The following is a 17,300-nucleotide window of genomic DNA, read 5'->3' as shown; positions in this document are numbered from 1 at the left end:
ATATTATTTTTTGCTGGATTATTATAATAATAAGAGAGTAAAAGCATATAGTTATTCTAGTATATAAATTGATTGAATTAATTTTTATATGGATAATTTTGATATATGTTTACATTTTAATTTATTTTGATCTGTTTGATTGAGAGGAGGTTATATGGAAACATTAACATCTTCTATTGTGAAAGAACGACTGGCACTCTTTTTTGAAAAAGAGCTCAAAATTTCGCCGGATACAATGGAAGAGTGGTTCGAGAAAAATATCGAGCGTGCTGCGGGTTTACAAGCGGGAACTCACATTTCGAAAGGAGTTCATTCGAGTTCAAAGGGGAGTAACTTTACCTTTAAACCAAGTGGGCATGAGCTTGATCACTATATTGGTACACATTCAATTGAGAAACCATTATTGGATGTAACGGGTAATGGTGCTTCAATCACATTAATGCGCGTAGTTACCGCTCCCATTACGAAAGATCAATCATTATATGATCTTTTGATGACAGATGATGAGGCCCTTGATGGTCTCTTCTCTAAAGATAAAGAACGCTCAAAAGCGATGCAAAAAGCGCTTAAAGAGATCTTTATCAATGATGAAGAGGTAGTAGTAGATGGAGATTGGAGCAAGATGCTTGTTTGGCCTGTTAATGGGTGTGATTCCATTGATGATGAGCAATATCATAATCTAATTCCACTACATGCATCCGCCTTACTCTATGAAGCAAATCAGAGAATTAATCAGCGCTATAGCGATGAGATGAAAGCTGCGAGAAAAGCCCGGCAAGATTGGCAGAAAATCGATCCTGAGAAAAAGGAGCTGCGGGCAGAGAAGCTTGCGGAATTAAAACCTTATTTCAATGTTCAAAACTTAGCGCGTATACATTTAGGAGGTGCTCATCCCCGTAATGTGGGGTTGCATACCCATAATCTTTTTGGGCGCAATCATCTACTTCCCTCATTTCCACCAACAGGGCAGTTAAGAGATGAATACTATCTCCATCCTGATAGTGACTCTATCTTTGATGGTCGACTCTCATACCATTGTCGCAATGCTTTTACAGGACTAGAGATCGCTCTAAGACGCGTGCAATATCATGACAAGATCAATATTGATATTAAATTACAGATTCGAGATGCGCTTGATACGATTTTTTATCGAATTATTCAGGTAATTGAGCAATATCAACGTAAACCAGCCGGCTGGAGTGATAATTATCAATTAGTACTTGTCGAAAAACATTGGCTAGACCCTGATAATGTGCGTTTTGAAGGGAAACCTTTAAGTAGAATGGAGATTGAACAGCTTTCAAGCCGAATTCAGGGATGGATTGTCAATATTCTTCAAAAGAACCCAAAACTCTCATCATTATTGAGTTCGCAACATATTGCGGATACGGAATATCAGGAGTGGTTAAAGATGTTGAAGATGACCCTTTTTAGCTCATTGAATCATCTTGATGACGTGCCAAGTGAGGAGGTGAGCCATGTTTAGTTCTAAATCTGAAGATATGACCTATTATCTTGTTCTCAATCATCTCACGGTTCGAGACGCAAATACAATCTCAGGGAATTTAATTTATGGATTTCCGGCATTAACAGCTATTGAAGGATTTGTTCATGCTTTAAATAGAGCTTTAATTCAAGAGATAGAAGATAGAGTGGTCGATTCAGGTGAGATTGATGCTGGAGCGACCGATAATCATCCTCTACTAAAGGCTCGATATCAGAGTTGGATGTTGGTAGCGCACGAGTATGAAGCTAAAGTTTATCGCGAGCATTCAGGACGAGATTATACCTTTTTACAAAGAAAGGCCCCTTTAACCCGCACGGGCGCTAATCCGCCGATTATTGAGGAAGGACGTATTGACTTAACACTCTCTTTAGTGATCGAAATTAATGTATTAGAGAGTTTAAGTGAAACAGAGTTACAGCAAGGAAAGTCAATCGTCAAACGCTGGTTGTCACAATCTCGGCTAGCTGGCGGTGTTGTTGAGAGTTATGAAGACATCCATTGGCTTGAATTAAAAGCGGATGATGAGCAGATGAAAAGGGAGATTATCAAGCAGGTTGGTTTTGGTTATGTTCTTTGCTCAAGAGAAGATCTAATGGGAAGATTATTAGATGAGAATCCGACAAAAGATGCTTTAGATATTCTGCTCGATACCGCAAAACTTCAGTATGAACCGCCTCAAGATATTGATAGCCGCTGGCAACTTAAAACTTTACAACAAGGAAATGGTTGGATTGTGCCTTTAATGGTGGGATATCAATCAGTCTCTAAAGTATTTGAGCCTCATGCATTAAAAGCGGTAAGAATGCCGGAATATCCCACTGAATTTGTGGAACCTCTCTATTCTCTTGGACAATGGATATTAACTTATCGAATAGTATCGGATAGAGCGAAGTTACCACTTTCCCACTATTTTTGGTTTAACGAGAGGGAAGCTGGGCAATATCTATTAGCTTCACCTCAAGAATAAAGTCTACAACAGTGTATCGATGTAATTATTTAATAAATCATATTGTTAGATGGTTAATTTTTACCATAGGAGATAAAAATGACGAAAGTAACTTATCCAAGCGTATTAGCTTTTGAACGTAAATTTGATTGTTCTGATCTCTATTTCTTCCAAAAGCGTGCAGGAAGCAGTGAGGACCCCACTCCTATATCGCTTACTGAAAAGACCATTTTGGGAACAATCTCTCACAAAAGCGCAAAAGAGAATGATAAGCGATCTGCCAATATTCAGCGAGTTGATGTCGCAAAGCTTGATAATGATAAAGATAGTTTAGTGGCGGAGTGGAATTTCAAGGTTCTCCCTTTTAATGGTAAGCCTTGGAGTTGCAATGAGCCTGAGTTTCAGAAGAAATTAATGACATTGGTAGAAGTTTATTTAGCAGATGAAGCGAATCTGACCGCACTCACTGATCGTTATGCATATAACATTATCAATGGTCGTTGGCTCTGGAGAAATCGAGTTTCGGCTCGAAATATCCAGCTCGAAATCTATCGGGATGGAGAATCAGATCCATTTATCACTGTTGAAGATGTAAAGATTTATCCATTACTACAGTTTTCAAAAGATGAGAATGTCGAACGTTTATCTAAAGTGATTGCCGAAGGCTTAAAAGGTGAACAATTTGTAAATCTAAAAGTGGTTGCAACCGCATATATTGGTGAGGGACATGAAGTCTACCCATCACAGGAATTTGTACAAGATGCCAGTTCTGCTAAAGGGGCAAAGAGCAAAGTCCTTTATAGCACCAACAATACGGCGGGGATGCATTCACAAAAAGTAGGTAATGCAATCCGTACAATTGATACTTGGTATATGGATGATGCACAATTTCCCATTGCTGTAGAGCCTTTTGGTACAGTTTCTACGATGGGAGAGGCTTTTAGATCAAAGAATCATTTTTATAAATACTTTGAAGAGTGGATTGTAAAAGATAAAGAGATTTCCCTCGATGAGAAGCATTTTGTGATAGCTAACTTAATTCGTGGTGGAGTTTTTGGTGGTAAATCTTAAGGAGGTCGTATGATTATTACAGATTACTTAGATTTAAAGGCAATACCACAAGAAGAGATGACGGAAGATCTCATTATTAGTGAATTGATGATGGCGATTCATAACTTGTTAATCTCAAGTGGTCTAAAAGGAAAGGTTGGAGTAGGGTTTCCTAACTATAATTTGAATAAGCGATTAGGTGGGATTATACGTCTTTTTGCAAGTACAGAAGTGCTTCAGCAATTTGATCAATATATCCGTCAAAATCATCTTATTCGTGATTATGCTTTGGTAACTTCCATAAAAAGAGTTCCAGATGAGGTGGATGATTATGTCATCTTTTCAAGATGGCGCCCCCAAACAATTAGTAAAAGCCAAGTGAGACGTTATCAAAAGCGTCATCCTGAAAAGTGGAGTGATGCTGTTTGTGAATATGTTTTAACTGAGCGTTCTTTACCTTTTGGCATTCCGCACTTTAAAGTGAAAAGTGGAAGTACAGGGCAGACTTTTACAATCTGGGTGAAACGTCATTCATGGGATAAGCACAATCAACGTTACGGTCTATTTGATAGTTACGGTTTAAGTAAAACAGCTGCAGTCCCTATTTTTTAATAAAAAGAATACCCTTTTTGATTAGATAATAACCCTAATTTTTCGTTAAGATGTAACTTATTGATTTTTAATCATGAAAAGTGCTCTAGAAAAATTAGGGTTTTTTATCCCCGTTCTTTAACAATTTGGATATAATGAGCGTTCTAGAAGATTTATCTCTAGTTAACCGCCGGACAGGCGGCTTAGAAACTCGCCGGGTGGCAGAGGGCATGGCTAAAACCGTTAACCGCCGGACAGGCGGCTTAGAAATTTTACCGTTTGATTTTAAAAAAGCGCTTTAAGTTAACCGCCGGACAGGCGGCTTAGAAATTTTAAATTAAAAAATTAGTGGCGCTAGCGCCGTTAACCGCCGGACAGGCGGCTTAGAAATTCAGGAACGTCAATATAGAGTTGATAGCGAAGTTAACCGCCGGACAGGCGGCTTAGAAATTTACCGTAGATTAAGCCTGTCGATGCCGTGTGTTAACCGCCGGACAGGCGGCTTAGAAACGCAGTATCTCAATCTACAGGATCTTCTGCTAGTTAACCGCCGGACAGGCGGCTTAGAAATGTGGTATTCTTCTGCTTCCAGAGAAACCGCCGTTAACCGCCGGACAGGCGGCTTAGAAATTTGTGCTGCTTCTTGTGCTGCTAATTGATTGGTTAACCGCCGGACAGGCGGCTTAGAAATGTAACCTTACCCCGACTAACGGTATCGGTGTGTTAACCGCCGGACAGGCGGCTTAGAAAAGAGGGGGGCAACGTTCCTTATGCCCCCCTGCGTTAACCGCCGGACAGGCGGCTTAGAAACAGTAATTATTCTGGTATTTCTTTTGAAGACAGTTAACCGCCGGACAGGCGGCTTAGAAATTTTCTCCACCTTGCAACAGACGGGAATTTCAGTTAACCGCCGGACAGGCGGCTTAGAAACAATCAAAAGATGACCTGACAAAAAGCCCCCTGTTAACCGCCGGACAGGCGGCTTAGAAAATTCAGCCATTACAACCCTATGAACCATCTTTGTTAACCGCCGGACAGGCGGCTTAGAAAAAGATCAGCAAATTCGCCTCTAATCAGCTCTTGTTAACCGCCGGACAGGCGGCTTAGAAAGAGATACTTCACTTCTTCTTTCTGCTTCGTGTGTTAACCGCCGGACAGGCGGCTTAGAAATTTCCAAAGATTATCTCTTAACCAGTGGTTGAGTTAACCGCCGGACAGGCGGCTTAGAAATTTAGGTGCTCATAGTAGTTTTTAGCCTCAAAGTTAACCGCCGGACAGGCGGCTTAGAAAACTCTGTTTTAGTCTGCATTTCGCCAGATTGTGTTAACCGCCGGACAGGCGGCTTAGAAAGTTCTGTCTTTTCGGCGCAATGTAAGCAATAAGTTAACCGCCGGACAGGCGGCTTAGAAAGCTTGGTGGTAATACGGTTGCAAGCGTTTTCCGTTAACCGCCGGACAGGCGGCTTAGAAAATTCCCGGCGTGGTCTTTAGAAGAGATCATACGTTAACCGCCGGACAGGCGGCTTAGAAATCTATTTTTTCAACCATAAATTGATCGAACCCGTTAACCGCCGGACAGGCGGCTTAGAAAATAAAAAAAGGCTTAAATTCGATTTTTAAGCCGTTAACCGCCGGACAGGCGGCTTAGAAATTGTGTGATTGTTAAAATTGATCTGATTCTTTGTTAACCGCCGGACAGGCGGCTTAGAAACTATTTTTTTATACTTTTGTTTTAGGGATTCCCGTTAACCGCCGGACAGGCGGCTTAGAAATTAACTCTCCGTGTAACCTTATGTGGTTACACGTTAACCGCCGGACAGGCGGCTTAGAAATCCTTGCTTTGTATTCAAATACATCGCAAGATGTTAACCGCCGGACAGGCGGCTTAGAAATGTATCCATTTTATAAAACCTTTGACACCATTGTTAACCGCCGGACAGGCGGCTTAGAAAAATTGAATGGAAGAAAGATGCCATCTTGCTGCGTTAACCGCCGGACAGGCGGCTTAGAAATTCCATAGCTTAGCCAGTTCATCAGTAGATTTGTTAACCGCCGGACAGGCGGCTTAGAAATTACTTTCATAAAGCAGATCTCCCTTTAAAAGGTTAACCGCCGGACAGGCGGCTTAGAAATACTTTCAAAAAGGGAGGATTATGAAAGAAAAGTTAACCGCCGGACAGGCGGCTTAGAAATAGATTTTTATCTAGCCACGATTGCTTCTGTAGTTAACCGCCGGACAGGCGGCTTAGAAATCCTGAAATTGCTCTCACGATCAAAGCAAAAAGTTAACCGCCGGACAGGCGGCTTAGAAATCCCACTCTCTAAGCTAAAACTGATTAATCCGGTTAACCGCCGCATAGGCGGCTTAGAAAGCAGACCAAAATTGTCGTGGACCAGCCTCTGTTAACCGCCGCATAGGCGGCTTAGAAATTTGGGGTAAACATCGCTTGCGGGTATCCAAGGTTAACCGCCGCATAGGCGGCTTAGAAATGGTGAAACGTGGGCAGATCTTCTTAAAAGAAGTTAACCGCCGCATAGGCGGCTTAGAAATCATAAGAAACATAATCATTATCAACTAAAACGTTAACCGCCGCATAGGCGGCTTAGAAAAATGGTGGCTTCAACAAAATGAGTATGCGCGTGTTAACCGCCGCATAGGCGGCTTAGAAAAGAGGCGAAAATTTGGGGCAATGGTGCATCTTGTTAACCGCCGCATAGGCGGCTTAGAAAATTGTCGTGGACTGAGAGTGAAGATAAATACTGTTAACCGCCGCATAGGCGGCTTAGAAAGTATGTTGCGCTGAGAGATCCGCAGACCAAAAGTTAACCGCCGCATAGGCGGCTTAGAAATCTTGAATTACGCGCTTGGATCTCGACCACATGTTAACCGCCGCATAGGCGGCTTAGAAATCTTGAATTACGCGCTTGGATCTCGACCACATGTTAACCGCCGCATAGGCGGCTTAGAAATTTCAAATGATAAGGCACTTCCCAAAAGACAAGTTAACCGCCGCATAGGCGGCTTAGAAAGGCAACATCTTTTGTACTTACTTTCAGCTCTTGTTAACCGCCGCATAGGCGGCTTAGAAATGAAGGTCAAGAAGAGCAATATAGTGAGGCATGTTAACCGCCGCATAGGCGGCTTAGAAATTCAGCAACATCAGACTCACTAACATCAATAAGTTAACCGCCGCATAGGCGGCTTAGAAATTTTTTGCAGGAGTTTTTTGTTATGAGACAAGGTTAACCGCCGCATAGGCGGCTTAGAAATCCAGTTGACATAAATCTAAGCCTATCTACCTGTTAACCGCCGCATAGGCGGCTTAGAAATGAACGATAAGCAGATGAAGCGGTTGCACTTCGTTAACCGCCGCACAGGCGGCTTAGAAAGAATAGTCCAGTATGTTGAAGCCGTTACCTCTGTTAACCGCCGCACAGGCGGCTTAGAAAATCCACGGCCAAGAAGTTTGTTGAGATCAATAGTTAACCGCCGCACAGGCGGCTTAGAAATTTCATAATTCAGTTCTTAAGTCAGTGGATCGGTTAACCGCCGCACAGGCGGCTTAGAAATTATCATGGCGTAAATATATGATATTAAAGGCGTTAACCGCCGCACAGGCGGCTTAGAAAACCCCGCTAACGCACCCCCTGAGGGGGTGGTTAACCGCCGCATAGGCGGCTTAGAAATGCGATCCCCGTTAACATCATCATTACGATTGGTTAACCGCCGCATAGGCGGCTTAGAAATTCAGCAATAATGGAATCAATGAATTTAGCTCGTTAACCGCCGCATAGGCGGCTTAGAAACCCGTATTCTAATAGGGGGTACAACTTCCACCGTTAACCGCCGCATAGGCGGCTTAGAAAATCAATTGCCCCAGCGTTTGCATAATTCATAAGTTAACCGCCGTATAGGCGGCTTAGAAATTCAAGGACCCAAAATTGGCGTTTCACGCTCTGTTAACCGCCGCACAGGCGACTTAGAAAGTTAGCACTTTATGGTTAAATGTAATTAATTCGTTAACCGCCGCACAGGCGGCTTAGAAATTGACCGATCACTTATTTGAGTTCTTTACTATGTTAACCGCCGTATAGGCAGCTTAGAAATCATGAATTCCCTTTACAACTTTAAAAAACAGTGGGGAATTATCTTTTAAATTGTTACCTAAAAACAGGTTAGGGCAGATAGAAAAAGGCCGCTAATATAACGGCCTTCTCTTTAGGTTTAATCTGATATTTTTTATCAGAGATCAAGTCTTAATTAGTAATTAAAATGATTAATGCTTGATTAGAATGGAGCGTCGATATCGACAACGTCAACGAGTTTGATATTAACAAACTCTTTAAGACCTAAGTCGATCAATTCGCGGCCATAACCTGAACGGCGAATACCACCGAATGGGAGGTCTGCTTTAACCATTGTTGGATGGTTGACGAAAACCATTCCTGTTGAAATTTGATTTGCAACACGACGGCCACGCTCATTATCTGAAGTGAAGACTGATCCACCTAAACCAAATGGTGAGTCATTCGCGATGCGGATTGCATCAGCTTCATCTTCTGCTTTGATGATCATCGATACAGGGCCAAAGAACTCTTGGTAGTATGCAGGGTTATCAGGTGTTACATTTGTCAAGATTGTAGGTTGAACGAAACAGCCTTGTTCAGGTACTTTTGGACCCACTTCTGTTGCAATTGCGCCATGTTTTACAGCTTCTTCGATCTGTTTTAAAAGACCATCTTTCGCGCGTTGTGAAGAGAGTGGTGCAAGTTGAGTTTCAGGATCCATCGGATCACCAGCTTTTAATGCTGCAACGCCGGCAGTATATTTCTCTAAATACTCATCATAGATTTTTGCATCAAGAATCATACGTTTTGAAGAGACACAAACTTGGCCTGCATTCCAGTGACGACCAAATACACCCCAAGCAACTGTTTTATCGATATCCGCATCATCTAATACTACAAATGCATCAGCGCCACCTAATTCCATAATCGCTTTTTTAAGATGTTTGCCGGCAACTTGAGCCACTGCAGAACCTGCAAATTCAGAACCGGTTAAAGCAACACCACAAACGCGAGGATCTGCTAATACAAGCTCAACGTCATCATGCTCGATAAAGAGATTTTGGAAAACACCTTCAGGAAGACCAGCATCTTTCATCAATTGTTCAAATGCTAAAGCACATTGTGGAATATTCGATGCATGTTTGAGGATAAGCGTATTACCCGCAGAGAGTTGCGGTGCAAGAATACGCGCAACTTGATAGAAAGGGAAGTTCCAAGGCTCGATAGCAAGAAGAACACCTAATGGCTCATATACTAATTCTGCATCACCTTCTGCAGGGTCCATAACAGGAAGTTTTCTTGGTTGAAGTTGCTCTTCTGCGTGACGCACATAGTACTCTAAAATTTGTGCAGAAAGTTCCACTTCACCTTTTGCTTCAGCAAAGATTTTACCCATCTCAAGAGTGATCACTTTCGCATACTCATCTGCATTTTTACGAAGAAGATCAGCCGCTTTTTGAAGATAGACAACGCGCTCAGAGACCGGAAGTTTTTTCCAGTTTTGAAACGCTTGATCCGCAACGCCGATTGCCGAAACAATCTCTTCACGTGTTGCACTTTCGAAAGTTTTAATCACTTCATTTGTGTAAGGGTTAACTGTTTGAAATGCCATAATTGCTAATTCCTAATAAATTTTAAATGTAAAATCATTATAGACCTCGCTTCTACGCAATGCACCCATTTTACTAATAGGAATGAATAACATTTAGACGGGGACAACTCTTGGTTTTTCTTATCATATTGATTTTTATTGGATAAATAACAATTAAAGAATTTGTAAAATGTTGCGCAATTTCTACTCAAGCTGACTTAGCTCACTTATTTTTATCTTTTTTATCTTTTCATAAAGCTATTGTCACACTATTTCGAGAAAATTTTAGGGGGAACTTGAAGGAAATTTGAGAGAAATTTAAGAGAGGTTTAAGAGAGATTCGTTCAATTTTATTATGAGTCTATCTATTATTAGCCTATCGGCTGATGGGTCTTTTTAGAGGATGTGGTAGGGTAGAGAAGAATTATGATATTGAGCTAGGAGATTAAGGTATGGCAAAGATTAAGATGATTGATGAGATCGATTTTGGGGCGCTCTATAGAGAACATGCAAAAGCTTCATTGCGCCGGCCTAAAACGGCAGCTGACTGGGATGCTCGAGCTGAAAAGCTAGCCGTGGCAGGAGAGGGCAGCAATAATGATTATGCGGAAGCATTTTTAAAGCGGATGGATTTGTCCGGAGTTACAACGCTTTTAGATGTAGGGACAGGGAGTGGTACGATAGCGCTTGCGGTTGCCCCTTATGTGGAGAAGGTCTATGCGCTTGATCATAGTCCCAAGATGTTGGCGCTTTTAGCGGAGAAGGCAGAAGTTGCCGGCATCGATAATATTGAAACGATTCTCCTCTCGTGGGAGGATGATTGGTCTGATGTGCCGGTCTGTGATGTTGCGCTCTCTTCTCGCTCTTCGATGGTTTCTGATCTTGAGGCAGCACTCGATAAGCTCAACAGTCGTGCAAAAAAGGCGGTCTATATGACCATGACGATGCGCCAAGGTTATATTAATCGGGAGTTTCTCGATCTTTTAGAGCGTGAATATATTGGATTTCCGACCTATATCTATGCCCTCAATCTTCTCTATCAACAAGGCTATAATGTTGCTGTTGATTTTATTACGGCAGATCATCGCCGGGAAAGAGAGGTCCCCTCTTTAGCACAGTTTATCGAAGAGGTTGATCACGCTTTAGGGCCACTCTCACCTTTGGAAAAAGAGCGAGTTGAGCATTACTATTGGGCTAATCATGAGCGTCTTTTGCAACTTTATCACGATATCCGACCATGGGCTTTTCTCCATTGGGATCGTCGCTAATTGATTGCCGAAGATAGACTCAAGGTGGATTAAGATAGATTCTTAATCTCTATTTTTAATGGCTAAATGATTATTTTAATGTGCTATTTCCGGCGTTATTTTTGATAATCTTTTTCTAAAGTTGAGCAGGAAGCGCTTCTAAGACTTTAAGAACGATCTGACTAGAGTTTTTAGCGGCAAGATCGAGATATTCAACAAAACTCATCGGCATCTCCTTGTCAGGAAGATCAGAGAGTGCGCGCATCACGATGAAGGGGGTTTGATAGAGATGTGCAACTTGAGCGATAGCCGCAGCTTCCATCTCTACTGCTAAAACATTAGGAAAGATCTCTTTGATCACTGCGACCTGCTTTTGATCGGCAATAAAGGCGTCCCCTGTAGCGATAAGACCAATTTTAGAGTTGATATCGAGTTCTGTAAGAACCTTTTCCACCAATGCGACAAGTTCAGGGTCGGAGGGAAATGTTTTCGGCAGATCGGGAAGTACCGCCGGCTCTAAACCGATAGGGGAGAGATCGACATCATGATGTCCACTTTCACTAGAGATAATGATATCACCAATCTCCATACCAGAAATGAGGCCACCGGCAGAACCGATATTGATAATCATCGATGGATGGTAGTGTTCATGAAGAAGCGTCGTTGCCATTGCGGCTTGCACCTTGCCTACGCCGGAGCGAAGAAGAACTACTTGATGACCTTGTAGCTCTCCCTGAATAAATTCAACACCAGCAATAATGCGTTTTTCTGGGGAATTGATCATACTTGCTAAGAGAGCAACTTCTTGTGCCATCGCACCAATGATTCCGATCATGATATCTCTTCTATCCTCTTATCTAATGCTATTTTTTAAGTGGGTTTTACTGTGGGCTTTACAATTGACTCGTACAGCTAACTTGTACAGATGATTATTTTACAGATGATTGTTTTATAACGATCCTCTATTTTTCGAATCTCTATCGAATCTCTATTTTATATTGTGATGAATGGGAATGATAGGGGTATTGCGACTTACTAATAATGATACATTGAGATATTAATGATAGATCAAGATGACTCGTGACTATCGTGACTATCGTGACTACCGGGAATGTGGATTCATATTGTGGATTCATATTTTGAAGTGCTTATTTTGAAAAGAGCATCAAAAAAAGTGGCAATTCTCCTCTTAGAAAGAAGCTTACACTCAGGCGGGGTAAAGTTGATATACTACCTAAGATTTAGCCCCATTCTCGATCAAGAAGAGATGGTGGCACTTAACATTGGGCATCAATTGAAGAGAGAAGGTCATGAGCCAAGCAGCAGGAAAGGAAGAAACAAAGTTAAAGCGGGGGCTTAAGAATCGTCATATACAGATGATCGCTTTAGGCGGCGCAATCGGTACTGGGTTATTTTATGGATCAGCTGAGTCGATCGCTTTGGTCGGACCGGCGATTCTACTCGCTTATCTATTGGGTGGATTTATTATCTATCTTATTATGACGATGATGGGGGAGATGTCGACTCATGAGCCTGTTGCCGGCGCATTTAGTCACTTTTCTTATAAATATTGGGGCGAATTCCCGGGCTTCTTAGCAGGGTGGAACTACTGGTTTCTCTATATATTGGTGAGCATGGCAGAACTTTCGGTGATTGGAATCTATATACAGGTCTGGTTTCCGGAGATTCCGCTTTGGGTCTCCTCATTGACGGTATTGATCATCATCACCATTATTAATCTCTTCTCGATTCGTATCTATGGTGAGTTTGAGTTTTGGTTTGCATTGGTAAAAGTATTGGCCATTATGCTTCTTATCGCTCTAGGTGCTTATCTTATTATCACCGGCACCGATAGTGCTTCCATTGCTAATCTTTGGCAGCATGGTGGGTTCTTCCCTTATGGTGTTAAAGAGTTTCTTCTCTCTTTAGTCATTGTGATGTTCTCCTTTGGTGGGACAGAGCTTATCGGTATAACGGCAGGGGAGGCAGATGATCCTAAAAAGTCAATTCCTAAAGCGATCAAGCAGGTAATTTGGCGTATTCTTCTCTTCTATATCTTATCGATTGCCGTATTGATGATTTTGCATCCTTGGAATGAGATCGGAACGGATGGTAGCCCCTTTGTGATTATCTTTAAAGAGATGGGTTTTGGTATTGTGAATACCCCATTGGGTGAGATCAATATCCCGGCGACTTTCTTCAACATTGTCGTATTGTCGGCGGCGATCTCTGTCTACAATAGTGGGATCTATAGTAATGGGCGGATGCTCTTTGGATTAGCAGAACAGGGGAATGCCCCTAAATTTTTTATGAAGCTCAATCGTAATTCCGCGCCGGTGGTGGCTATTCTCTTCTCATCACTTTGTACCTTGATTGCTGTTGTCATCAACTTCTTAGTGCCGGAGGGCGCATTTATGCGCATTATGTCTCTTGCGGTAGCGGCTGCAACTATCACATGGGGATTGATAGTGATTGTGCAATATAAGTTTAGAAAGCAGGTAGATGAGAAGAGCTTGACCTTCAAAGTCCCTTTCTATCCGATCAGTAACTTTATTGCATTAGCTTTCTTGGCATTGCTTCTTGTGATGATGACGCAATCGGGCAGTATGGTTTATGCCGTGATTGTTATTCCGATCTGGATTATTGTGCTCTATATTGGTTTTAGGGTAAAAAAACGATTAGAGAAGCGTACGCGAGCATAGGAGTGGTTGAGTGAGGCTGATATTTTAAGAGATTATTCTCTTGAGATATCAGCTTTTTTATTTCAGAAGGATTAACCGTTCAGGTAGTGATACTTGCCGGCATGTAACTTTTGGAAGAACGCAGTGGTAATCTCCGGCAACTCATTAACCTTTGTTGTTTTAACAAATAAGAAGGATTATGGAAGGGCGGAAACCGACCATTTCGCTCTTTTCACCGGTGCATGCCCGCAGGTCGGCATCGATGATACCGAGAAAATAGTATTAAATTGATGTCATTTGCCGGCGTGAGATCATCAACTGCCGGGGCATGACTCATGGAAGTGCGAGATAGTAAGATCCGGCACCGTATCAGCTTTTTTGTCTCAGAAGGATTAACCGTTCAGGTAGTGATACTTGCCGGCATGTAACTTTTGGAAGAACGCAGTGGTAATCTCCGGCAACTCATTAATCTTTGTTGTTTTAATAAATAAGAAGGATTATGGAAGGGCGGGAACCGACCATTTCGCTCTTTTTACCGGTGTATGCCCGCAGGTCGGCATCGATGATGCCGAGAAAATAGTATTAAATTGATGTTATTTGCCGGCGTGAGATCATCAACTGCCGGTGCATGATTCATGAAAGAACGTGATAGTGAGATCCGGCACCGTATCAGCTTTTTTATTTCAGAAGGATTAACCGTTCAGGTAGTGATACTTGCCGGCATGTAACTTTTGGAAGAACGCAGTGGTAATCTCCGGCAACTCATTAATCTTTGTTGTTTTAATAAATAAGAAGGATTATGGAAGGGCGGGAACCGACCATTTCGCTCTTTTCACCGGTGCATGCCCGCAGATCGGCATCGATGATGCCGAGAAAATAGTATTAAATTGATGTCATTTGCCGGCGTGAGATCATTAACTGCCGGCGCATGATTCATGGAAGTACGAGATAGTGAGATCCGGCAGCGCATCAGCTTTTTTCTATTAATAAGCTATTAAACCGAGTTATTAAACCGCGGCATAGAGGAAAGTGATAGTGATTGTCTGGAGCGTAATATATTGATAGAGGAAATAACTCCCGATAGTCACAAAGAGAAGTAGGAGAATGAGTCCATAAGGCTTTCCTCGTGGAATCGGCATTCCATAACGATTAGCCACCGCACTTCCCGGCATAATAAAGGGGAAGAGTCGAATTAAGAGCGCTAAAGAGATTAGAATAAAGAAGAGTGTATAGTAGACCGTTTTATCTAATGTCATCGGCATCATAATAATAATGAGTTCTAATGAGTAGGGGAATATAAAGAGGAGCGTCGCCCACCATCCGGAGAGATTGATATCATGAAGGCGCATCACGACGGCACGAATATTAAGCAGAATAACAGCCCCAATAAAGCCGGCATGGAAGATGATTCTTCCCAATGTTTGAGTCATGTCGATCGATTTATCAGCAGATTCAGTTAGGGAGAAAATACCCTGTTCAATCACAAAGTAGTAGATGCAATAGATCACAATCGCCAATAAGAGATAGGTTGTAAAACGATTGGCAAATTCGAGGCGTCCAATTCTACCGGTGAAATTGATCGCAAAATAAGCAGGCGCTTTCTGTATCTTTTCATGGGATTTGCTCATAGATCTTCCTCTTCTTTGAGTTATATCGATATTGTGTCGATACTATCGTGTGAATCTTCTAAAGATAATATTACAAAAGTAGAAAAACCGAGATCATCACTTCTCGGCTTCTCTTCTATCTATATATTCTATGCATCTTGCATAAGGGATTGATGATTACTTGCTATTTTTTCTTCTCCTTTTCACCCCCATCTGTGAAGGTTAAATCTTTCCCTCTAAAGACACGAATGATAACACCTTTGAAGACCCAGATATTGATAAGCCCCAAAAGAAGAAGAATGGTGATCACAGAGTAAGCAAAGTAGAGCTCTGACATATCTTTGATGTCTGCCAGTAATCCGGTCTTAAAGTGAAGCATAATCAATGCAATGACAGCGACGACATAGACAAGAAGAAAGAGTGACATCCACAACTTTTTAACGCCCTCTTTCGTGAGAAGGAAGAGCGAAACGATGTAACAGATAATGAGAAGCGCTAATAAACCGATTAAAACTATTTCCATGTTATAAACTCCTTATAAGAGGTCTGTTGTATCAGATCGATATCGATTTTGCCTAAGCATCTAAAGGTTGGTTCTTTTTCTCTTCAAGATATTTCACAATAAAATCATGAAAATCCTCTACTTTTTGTGCGCCTTGAATCGCGATCTCATTATCGATCACAAAGAAAGGAACGCTCTGAATATTGATGCGATGTGCGATCTTTTCATCATCACGAACGGCATTTACATAAGTCTCATCATCTAAAGCTTTCTTCACATCGGTAAGATCGAGTTTTAGTTTATCGGCAATCTCAATCAGAGCAACGATATCACTCAGGTTAACGCCCTCCTGAAAGTAAGCCTTAAAGAGAAGATCCGCACAAGCCTTAATTTTACTAGGTGCTCTATTGGCAACATAGTGAAGAAGTTGATGTGCTAAAAATGTGCTTGTAGGAATGATTTTATCATTATTGATCGTAAGGCCAACGGTTGCAGCCATTCCCGCGGTATTGACCGTCATCTCCTTCGCCTTTTCAACCGTTGTTTGGTAGCGTTCAGCTAATACTTCAGCTAGAGATTCTTCAGTATAGAGAGGTGCATCAGGCGCAAGTTCAAAGCTGCGATATTGAATTTTGATCATCGCCATCTCCTCTTCACTCAATTGCATGATGGCTTGTTCTAAATTATGTTTACCGATATAACAAAATGGGCATGAAAAATCAGACCAAATTTGGATATTCATACGGGACCTTTCCTTGATCGACAAAAAATGAGATTATAAAACTTCTTGTTATTATAACAAACAAGTATCAAACAAGCAGATAAAAGGAGAAAATATGACTGGGGAAAGAAGCGTAGAGAGTGTTAATGGCTATCAAGGTAAGAACCTGTTAAAGACACTCGGTATCGAGATGGTTGAGCTAGGGGAGAAGTATGCTGAGGCAAAGATGCCGGTAACAGAATCGCTTCAACAGACGATGGGCTATCTCCATGGCGGTGCAACAATTGCATTGGCAGAAACTGTCGGGGGGATAGGCTCTTATGCTATATTGCCTCTCGATGAAGCTTGTGTCGGAATGCAGATTAGTGCAAGCCATCTCTCTTCGGCAAGTATAGGTGATACGGTGATCGCGAAAGCTGATCTTCTCCATAAAGGGCGTCGAAGTCATGTTTGGGATGTGAATATCTACTCAGAAAAGAGTGGTAAGTTAATCTCAACAATTAAAGTGACAAATGCTATTGTTCCGATCCAGAAAGCAAGCCCCCAAAAATAGGGTTAGCAAAAGAGGATTAGATAGAGTATCCAACGCCGATACGACCGTATAGATGGGGACCCGCATCATTTCTCCCTTGGATAGATGCGCTCCCACCACTTGCTGCGCAACCACTCAAGATAAGTAGGGTAACTATCATCATTACGGGAAACATTCGTTTGCTCTGCTTAATCCATCTAATCATTCTATCTCCACAATTATAATAATGTCGGTGAGTTTTCAGTATTAACGTTTCCT

The 17,300-nt window shown here is 41.8% G+C and carries 15 protein-coding genes and 1 CRISPR repeat array; of the genes, 8 read left to right on the top strand and 7 right to left on the bottom strand.

Features of this window, described 5'->3' with window-relative positions:
* Positions 1 to 154: 154 nt before the first annotated feature.
* From csy1 to cas6f, 4 genes are all read left to right on the top strand, one after another.
* Positions 155 to 1,486: a type I-F CRISPR-associated protein Csy1 gene (gene csy1 / locus AC0SAP_RS01650; RefSeq protein WP_473382580.1), complete on the top strand. Its 1,332-nt coding sequence runs from the start codon at positions 155 to 157 to the stop codon at positions 1,484 to 1,486.
* Positions 1,479 to 2,474: a type I-F CRISPR-associated protein Csy2 gene (csy2, locus tag AC0SAP_RS01645; RefSeq protein ID WP_473382578.1), complete on the top strand. Its 996-nt coding sequence runs from the start codon at positions 1,479 to 1,481 to the stop codon at positions 2,472 to 2,474. The genes csy1 and csy2 overlap by 8 nt, the downstream gene beginning before the upstream one ends.
* Positions 2,475 to 2,552: 78 nt before the next feature.
* Positions 2,553 to 3,524 (top strand): type I-F CRISPR-associated protein Csy3, encoded by a 972-nt coding sequence (csy3, locus tag AC0SAP_RS01640; RefSeq protein WP_473382576.1) that lies wholly within the window; start codon positions 2,553 to 2,555, stop codon positions 3,522 to 3,524.
* A gap of 9 nt (positions 3,525 to 3,533) precedes the next feature.
* Positions 3,534 to 4,115: a type I-F CRISPR-associated endoribonuclease Cas6/Csy4 gene (gene cas6f, locus AC0SAP_RS01635; RefSeq protein ID WP_473382575.1), complete on the top strand. Its 582-nt coding sequence runs from the start codon at positions 3,534 to 3,536 to the stop codon at positions 4,113 to 4,115.
* A 161-nt stretch (positions 4,116 to 4,276) separates the two neighbouring features.
* Positions 4,277 to 8,200: direct repeats of the CRISPR family, unit length 28 nt; unit sequence GTTAACCGCCGGACAGGCGGCTTAGAAA.
* Between the two features lie 181 nt (positions 8,201 to 8,381).
* Here the strand turns inward: cas6f and AC0SAP_RS01630 are convergent.
* A complete protein-coding gene (locus AC0SAP_RS01630; protein WP_109235528.1) occupies positions 8,382 to 9,773 on the bottom strand; it encodes an NAD-dependent succinate-semialdehyde dehydrogenase in 1,392 nt (463 codons plus the stop codon).
* A 431-nt stretch (positions 9,774 to 10,204) separates the two neighbouring features.
* Between AC0SAP_RS01630 and AC0SAP_RS01625 the strand changes: the two genes are divergently transcribed.
* On the top strand, positions 10,205 to 11,020 hold the full coding sequence (locus AC0SAP_RS01625) for a class I SAM-dependent methyltransferase (protein WP_473382573.1): 816 nt from the start codon (positions 10,205 to 10,207) through the stop codon (positions 11,018 to 11,020).
* Between the two features lie 115 nt (positions 11,021 to 11,135).
* Here AC0SAP_RS01625 and AC0SAP_RS01620 read toward each other — a convergent pair whose 3' ends face one another.
* On the bottom strand, positions 11,136 to 11,837 hold the full coding sequence (locus AC0SAP_RS01620) for a 5'-methylthioadenosine/adenosylhomocysteine nucleosidase (RefSeq protein ID WP_353623182.1): 702 nt from the start codon (positions 11,835 to 11,837) through the stop codon (positions 11,136 to 11,138).
* A 472-nt stretch (positions 11,838 to 12,309) separates the two neighbouring features.
* Here AC0SAP_RS01620 and AC0SAP_RS01615 point away from each other — a divergent pair, with 472 nt between their 5' ends.
* Both AC0SAP_RS01615 and AC0SAP_RS01610 read left to right on the top strand, forming a co-directional pair.
* Positions 12,310 to 13,701 carry an amino acid permease gene (locus tag AC0SAP_RS01615; RefSeq protein ID WP_473382572.1) on the top strand — a complete coding sequence of 464 codons (1,392 nt, stop codon included), beginning with the start codon at positions 12,310 to 12,312 and terminating at the stop codon, positions 13,699 to 13,701.
* A gap of 93 nt (positions 13,702 to 13,794) precedes the next feature.
* Complete coding sequence (locus tag AC0SAP_RS01610; protein ID WP_473382570.1) at positions 13,795 to 13,971, top strand: hypothetical protein; 177 nt, start codon at positions 13,795 to 13,797, stop codon at positions 13,969 to 13,971.
* A gap of 541 nt (positions 13,972 to 14,512) precedes the next feature.
* Here the strand turns inward: AC0SAP_RS01610 and AC0SAP_RS01605 are convergent.
* The 4 genes from AC0SAP_RS01605 to AC0SAP_RS01590 form a co-directional block, all read right to left on the bottom strand.
* Positions 14,513 to 14,650 (bottom strand): hypothetical protein, encoded by a 138-nt coding sequence (locus AC0SAP_RS01605; RefSeq protein ID WP_473382569.1) that lies wholly within the window; start codon positions 14,648 to 14,650, stop codon positions 14,513 to 14,515.
* Positions 14,651 to 14,687: 37 nt separating this feature from the next.
* Positions 14,688 to 15,308, bottom strand: coding sequence for a DUF805 domain-containing protein (locus AC0SAP_RS01600; protein ID WP_286479428.1), 621 nt, complete (start codon positions 15,306 to 15,308; stop codon positions 14,688 to 14,690).
* A gap of 163 nt (positions 15,309 to 15,471) precedes the next feature.
* Positions 15,472 to 15,810, bottom strand: a complete 339-nt coding sequence (locus tag AC0SAP_RS01595; protein WP_473382567.1) for a hypothetical protein — start codon at positions 15,808 to 15,810, stop codon at positions 15,472 to 15,474.
* A 52-nt stretch (positions 15,811 to 15,862) separates the two neighbouring features.
* Complete coding sequence (locus tag AC0SAP_RS01590) at positions 15,863 to 16,531, bottom strand: DsbA family oxidoreductase (RefSeq protein ID WP_473382566.1); 669 nt, start codon at positions 16,529 to 16,531, stop codon at positions 15,863 to 15,865.
* A gap of 94 nt (positions 16,532 to 16,625) precedes the next feature.
* Here AC0SAP_RS01590 and AC0SAP_RS01585 point away from each other — a divergent pair, with 94 nt between their 5' ends.
* Entirely contained in the window at positions 16,626 to 17,063 is a 438-nt protein-coding gene (locus AC0SAP_RS01585; protein ID WP_473382564.1) for a PaaI family thioesterase, read from the top strand.
* Positions 17,064 to 17,079: 16 nt separating this feature from the next.
* Here the strand turns inward: AC0SAP_RS01585 and AC0SAP_RS01580 are convergent, their stop codons facing one another.
* Positions 17,080 to 17,247, bottom strand: coding sequence for a hypothetical protein (locus tag AC0SAP_RS01580; RefSeq protein ID WP_473382563.1), 168 nt, complete (start codon positions 17,245 to 17,247; stop codon positions 17,080 to 17,082).
* Between the last annotated feature and the right edge of the window lie 53 nt (positions 17,248 to 17,300).

The organism is Ignatzschineria sp. PL_is040 (assembly GCF_055813795.1).
The sequence above is the reverse complement of the archived record's forward strand: the minus strand, read 5'-3'. Positions and strand labels throughout refer to the sequence as shown.

Coding starts and splice junctions, on each gene's coding strand:
- csy1 (WP_473382580.1), top strand. CDS start 155: ATGGAAACATTAACATCTTCTATTGTGAAAGAACGACTGGCACTCTTT.
- csy2 (WP_473382578.1), top strand. CDS start 1,479: ATGTTTAGTTCTAAATCTGAAGATATGACCTATTATCTTGTTCTCAAT.
- csy3 (WP_473382576.1), top strand. CDS start 2,553: ATGACGAAAGTAACTTATCCAAGCGTATTAGCTTTTGAACGTAAATTT.
- cas6f (WP_473382575.1), top strand. CDS start 3,534: ATGATTATTACAGATTACTTAGATTTAAAGGCAATACCACAAGAAGAG.
- AC0SAP_RS01630 (WP_109235528.1), bottom strand. CDS start 9,773: ATGGCATTTCAAACAGTTAACCCTTACACAAATGAAGTGATTAAAACT.
- AC0SAP_RS01625 (WP_473382573.1), top strand. CDS start 10,205: ATGGCAAAGATTAAGATGATTGATGAGATCGATTTTGGGGCGCTCTAT.
- AC0SAP_RS01615 (WP_473382572.1), top strand. CDS start 12,310: ATGAGCCAAGCAGCAGGAAAGGAAGAAACAAAGTTAAAGCGGGGGCTT.
- AC0SAP_RS01605 (WP_473382569.1), bottom strand. CDS start 14,650: ATGCGCTGCCGGATCTCACTATCTCGTACTTCCATGAATCATGCGCCG.
- AC0SAP_RS01600 (WP_286479428.1), bottom strand. CDS start 15,308: ATGAGCAAATCCCATGAAAAGATACAGAAAGCGCCTGCTTATTTTGCG.
- AC0SAP_RS01595 (WP_473382567.1), bottom strand. CDS start 15,810: ATGGAAATAGTTTTAATCGGTTTATTAGCGCTTCTCATTATCTGTTAC.
- AC0SAP_RS01590 (WP_473382566.1), bottom strand. CDS start 16,531: ATGAATATCCAAATTTGGTCTGATTTTTCATGCCCATTTTGTTATATC.
- AC0SAP_RS01585 (WP_473382564.1), top strand. CDS start 16,626: ATGACTGGGGAAAGAAGCGTAGAGAGTGTTAATGGCTATCAAGGTAAG.
- AC0SAP_RS01580 (WP_473382563.1), bottom strand. CDS start 17,247: ATGATTAGATGGATTAAGCAGAGCAAACGAATGTTTCCCGTAATGATG.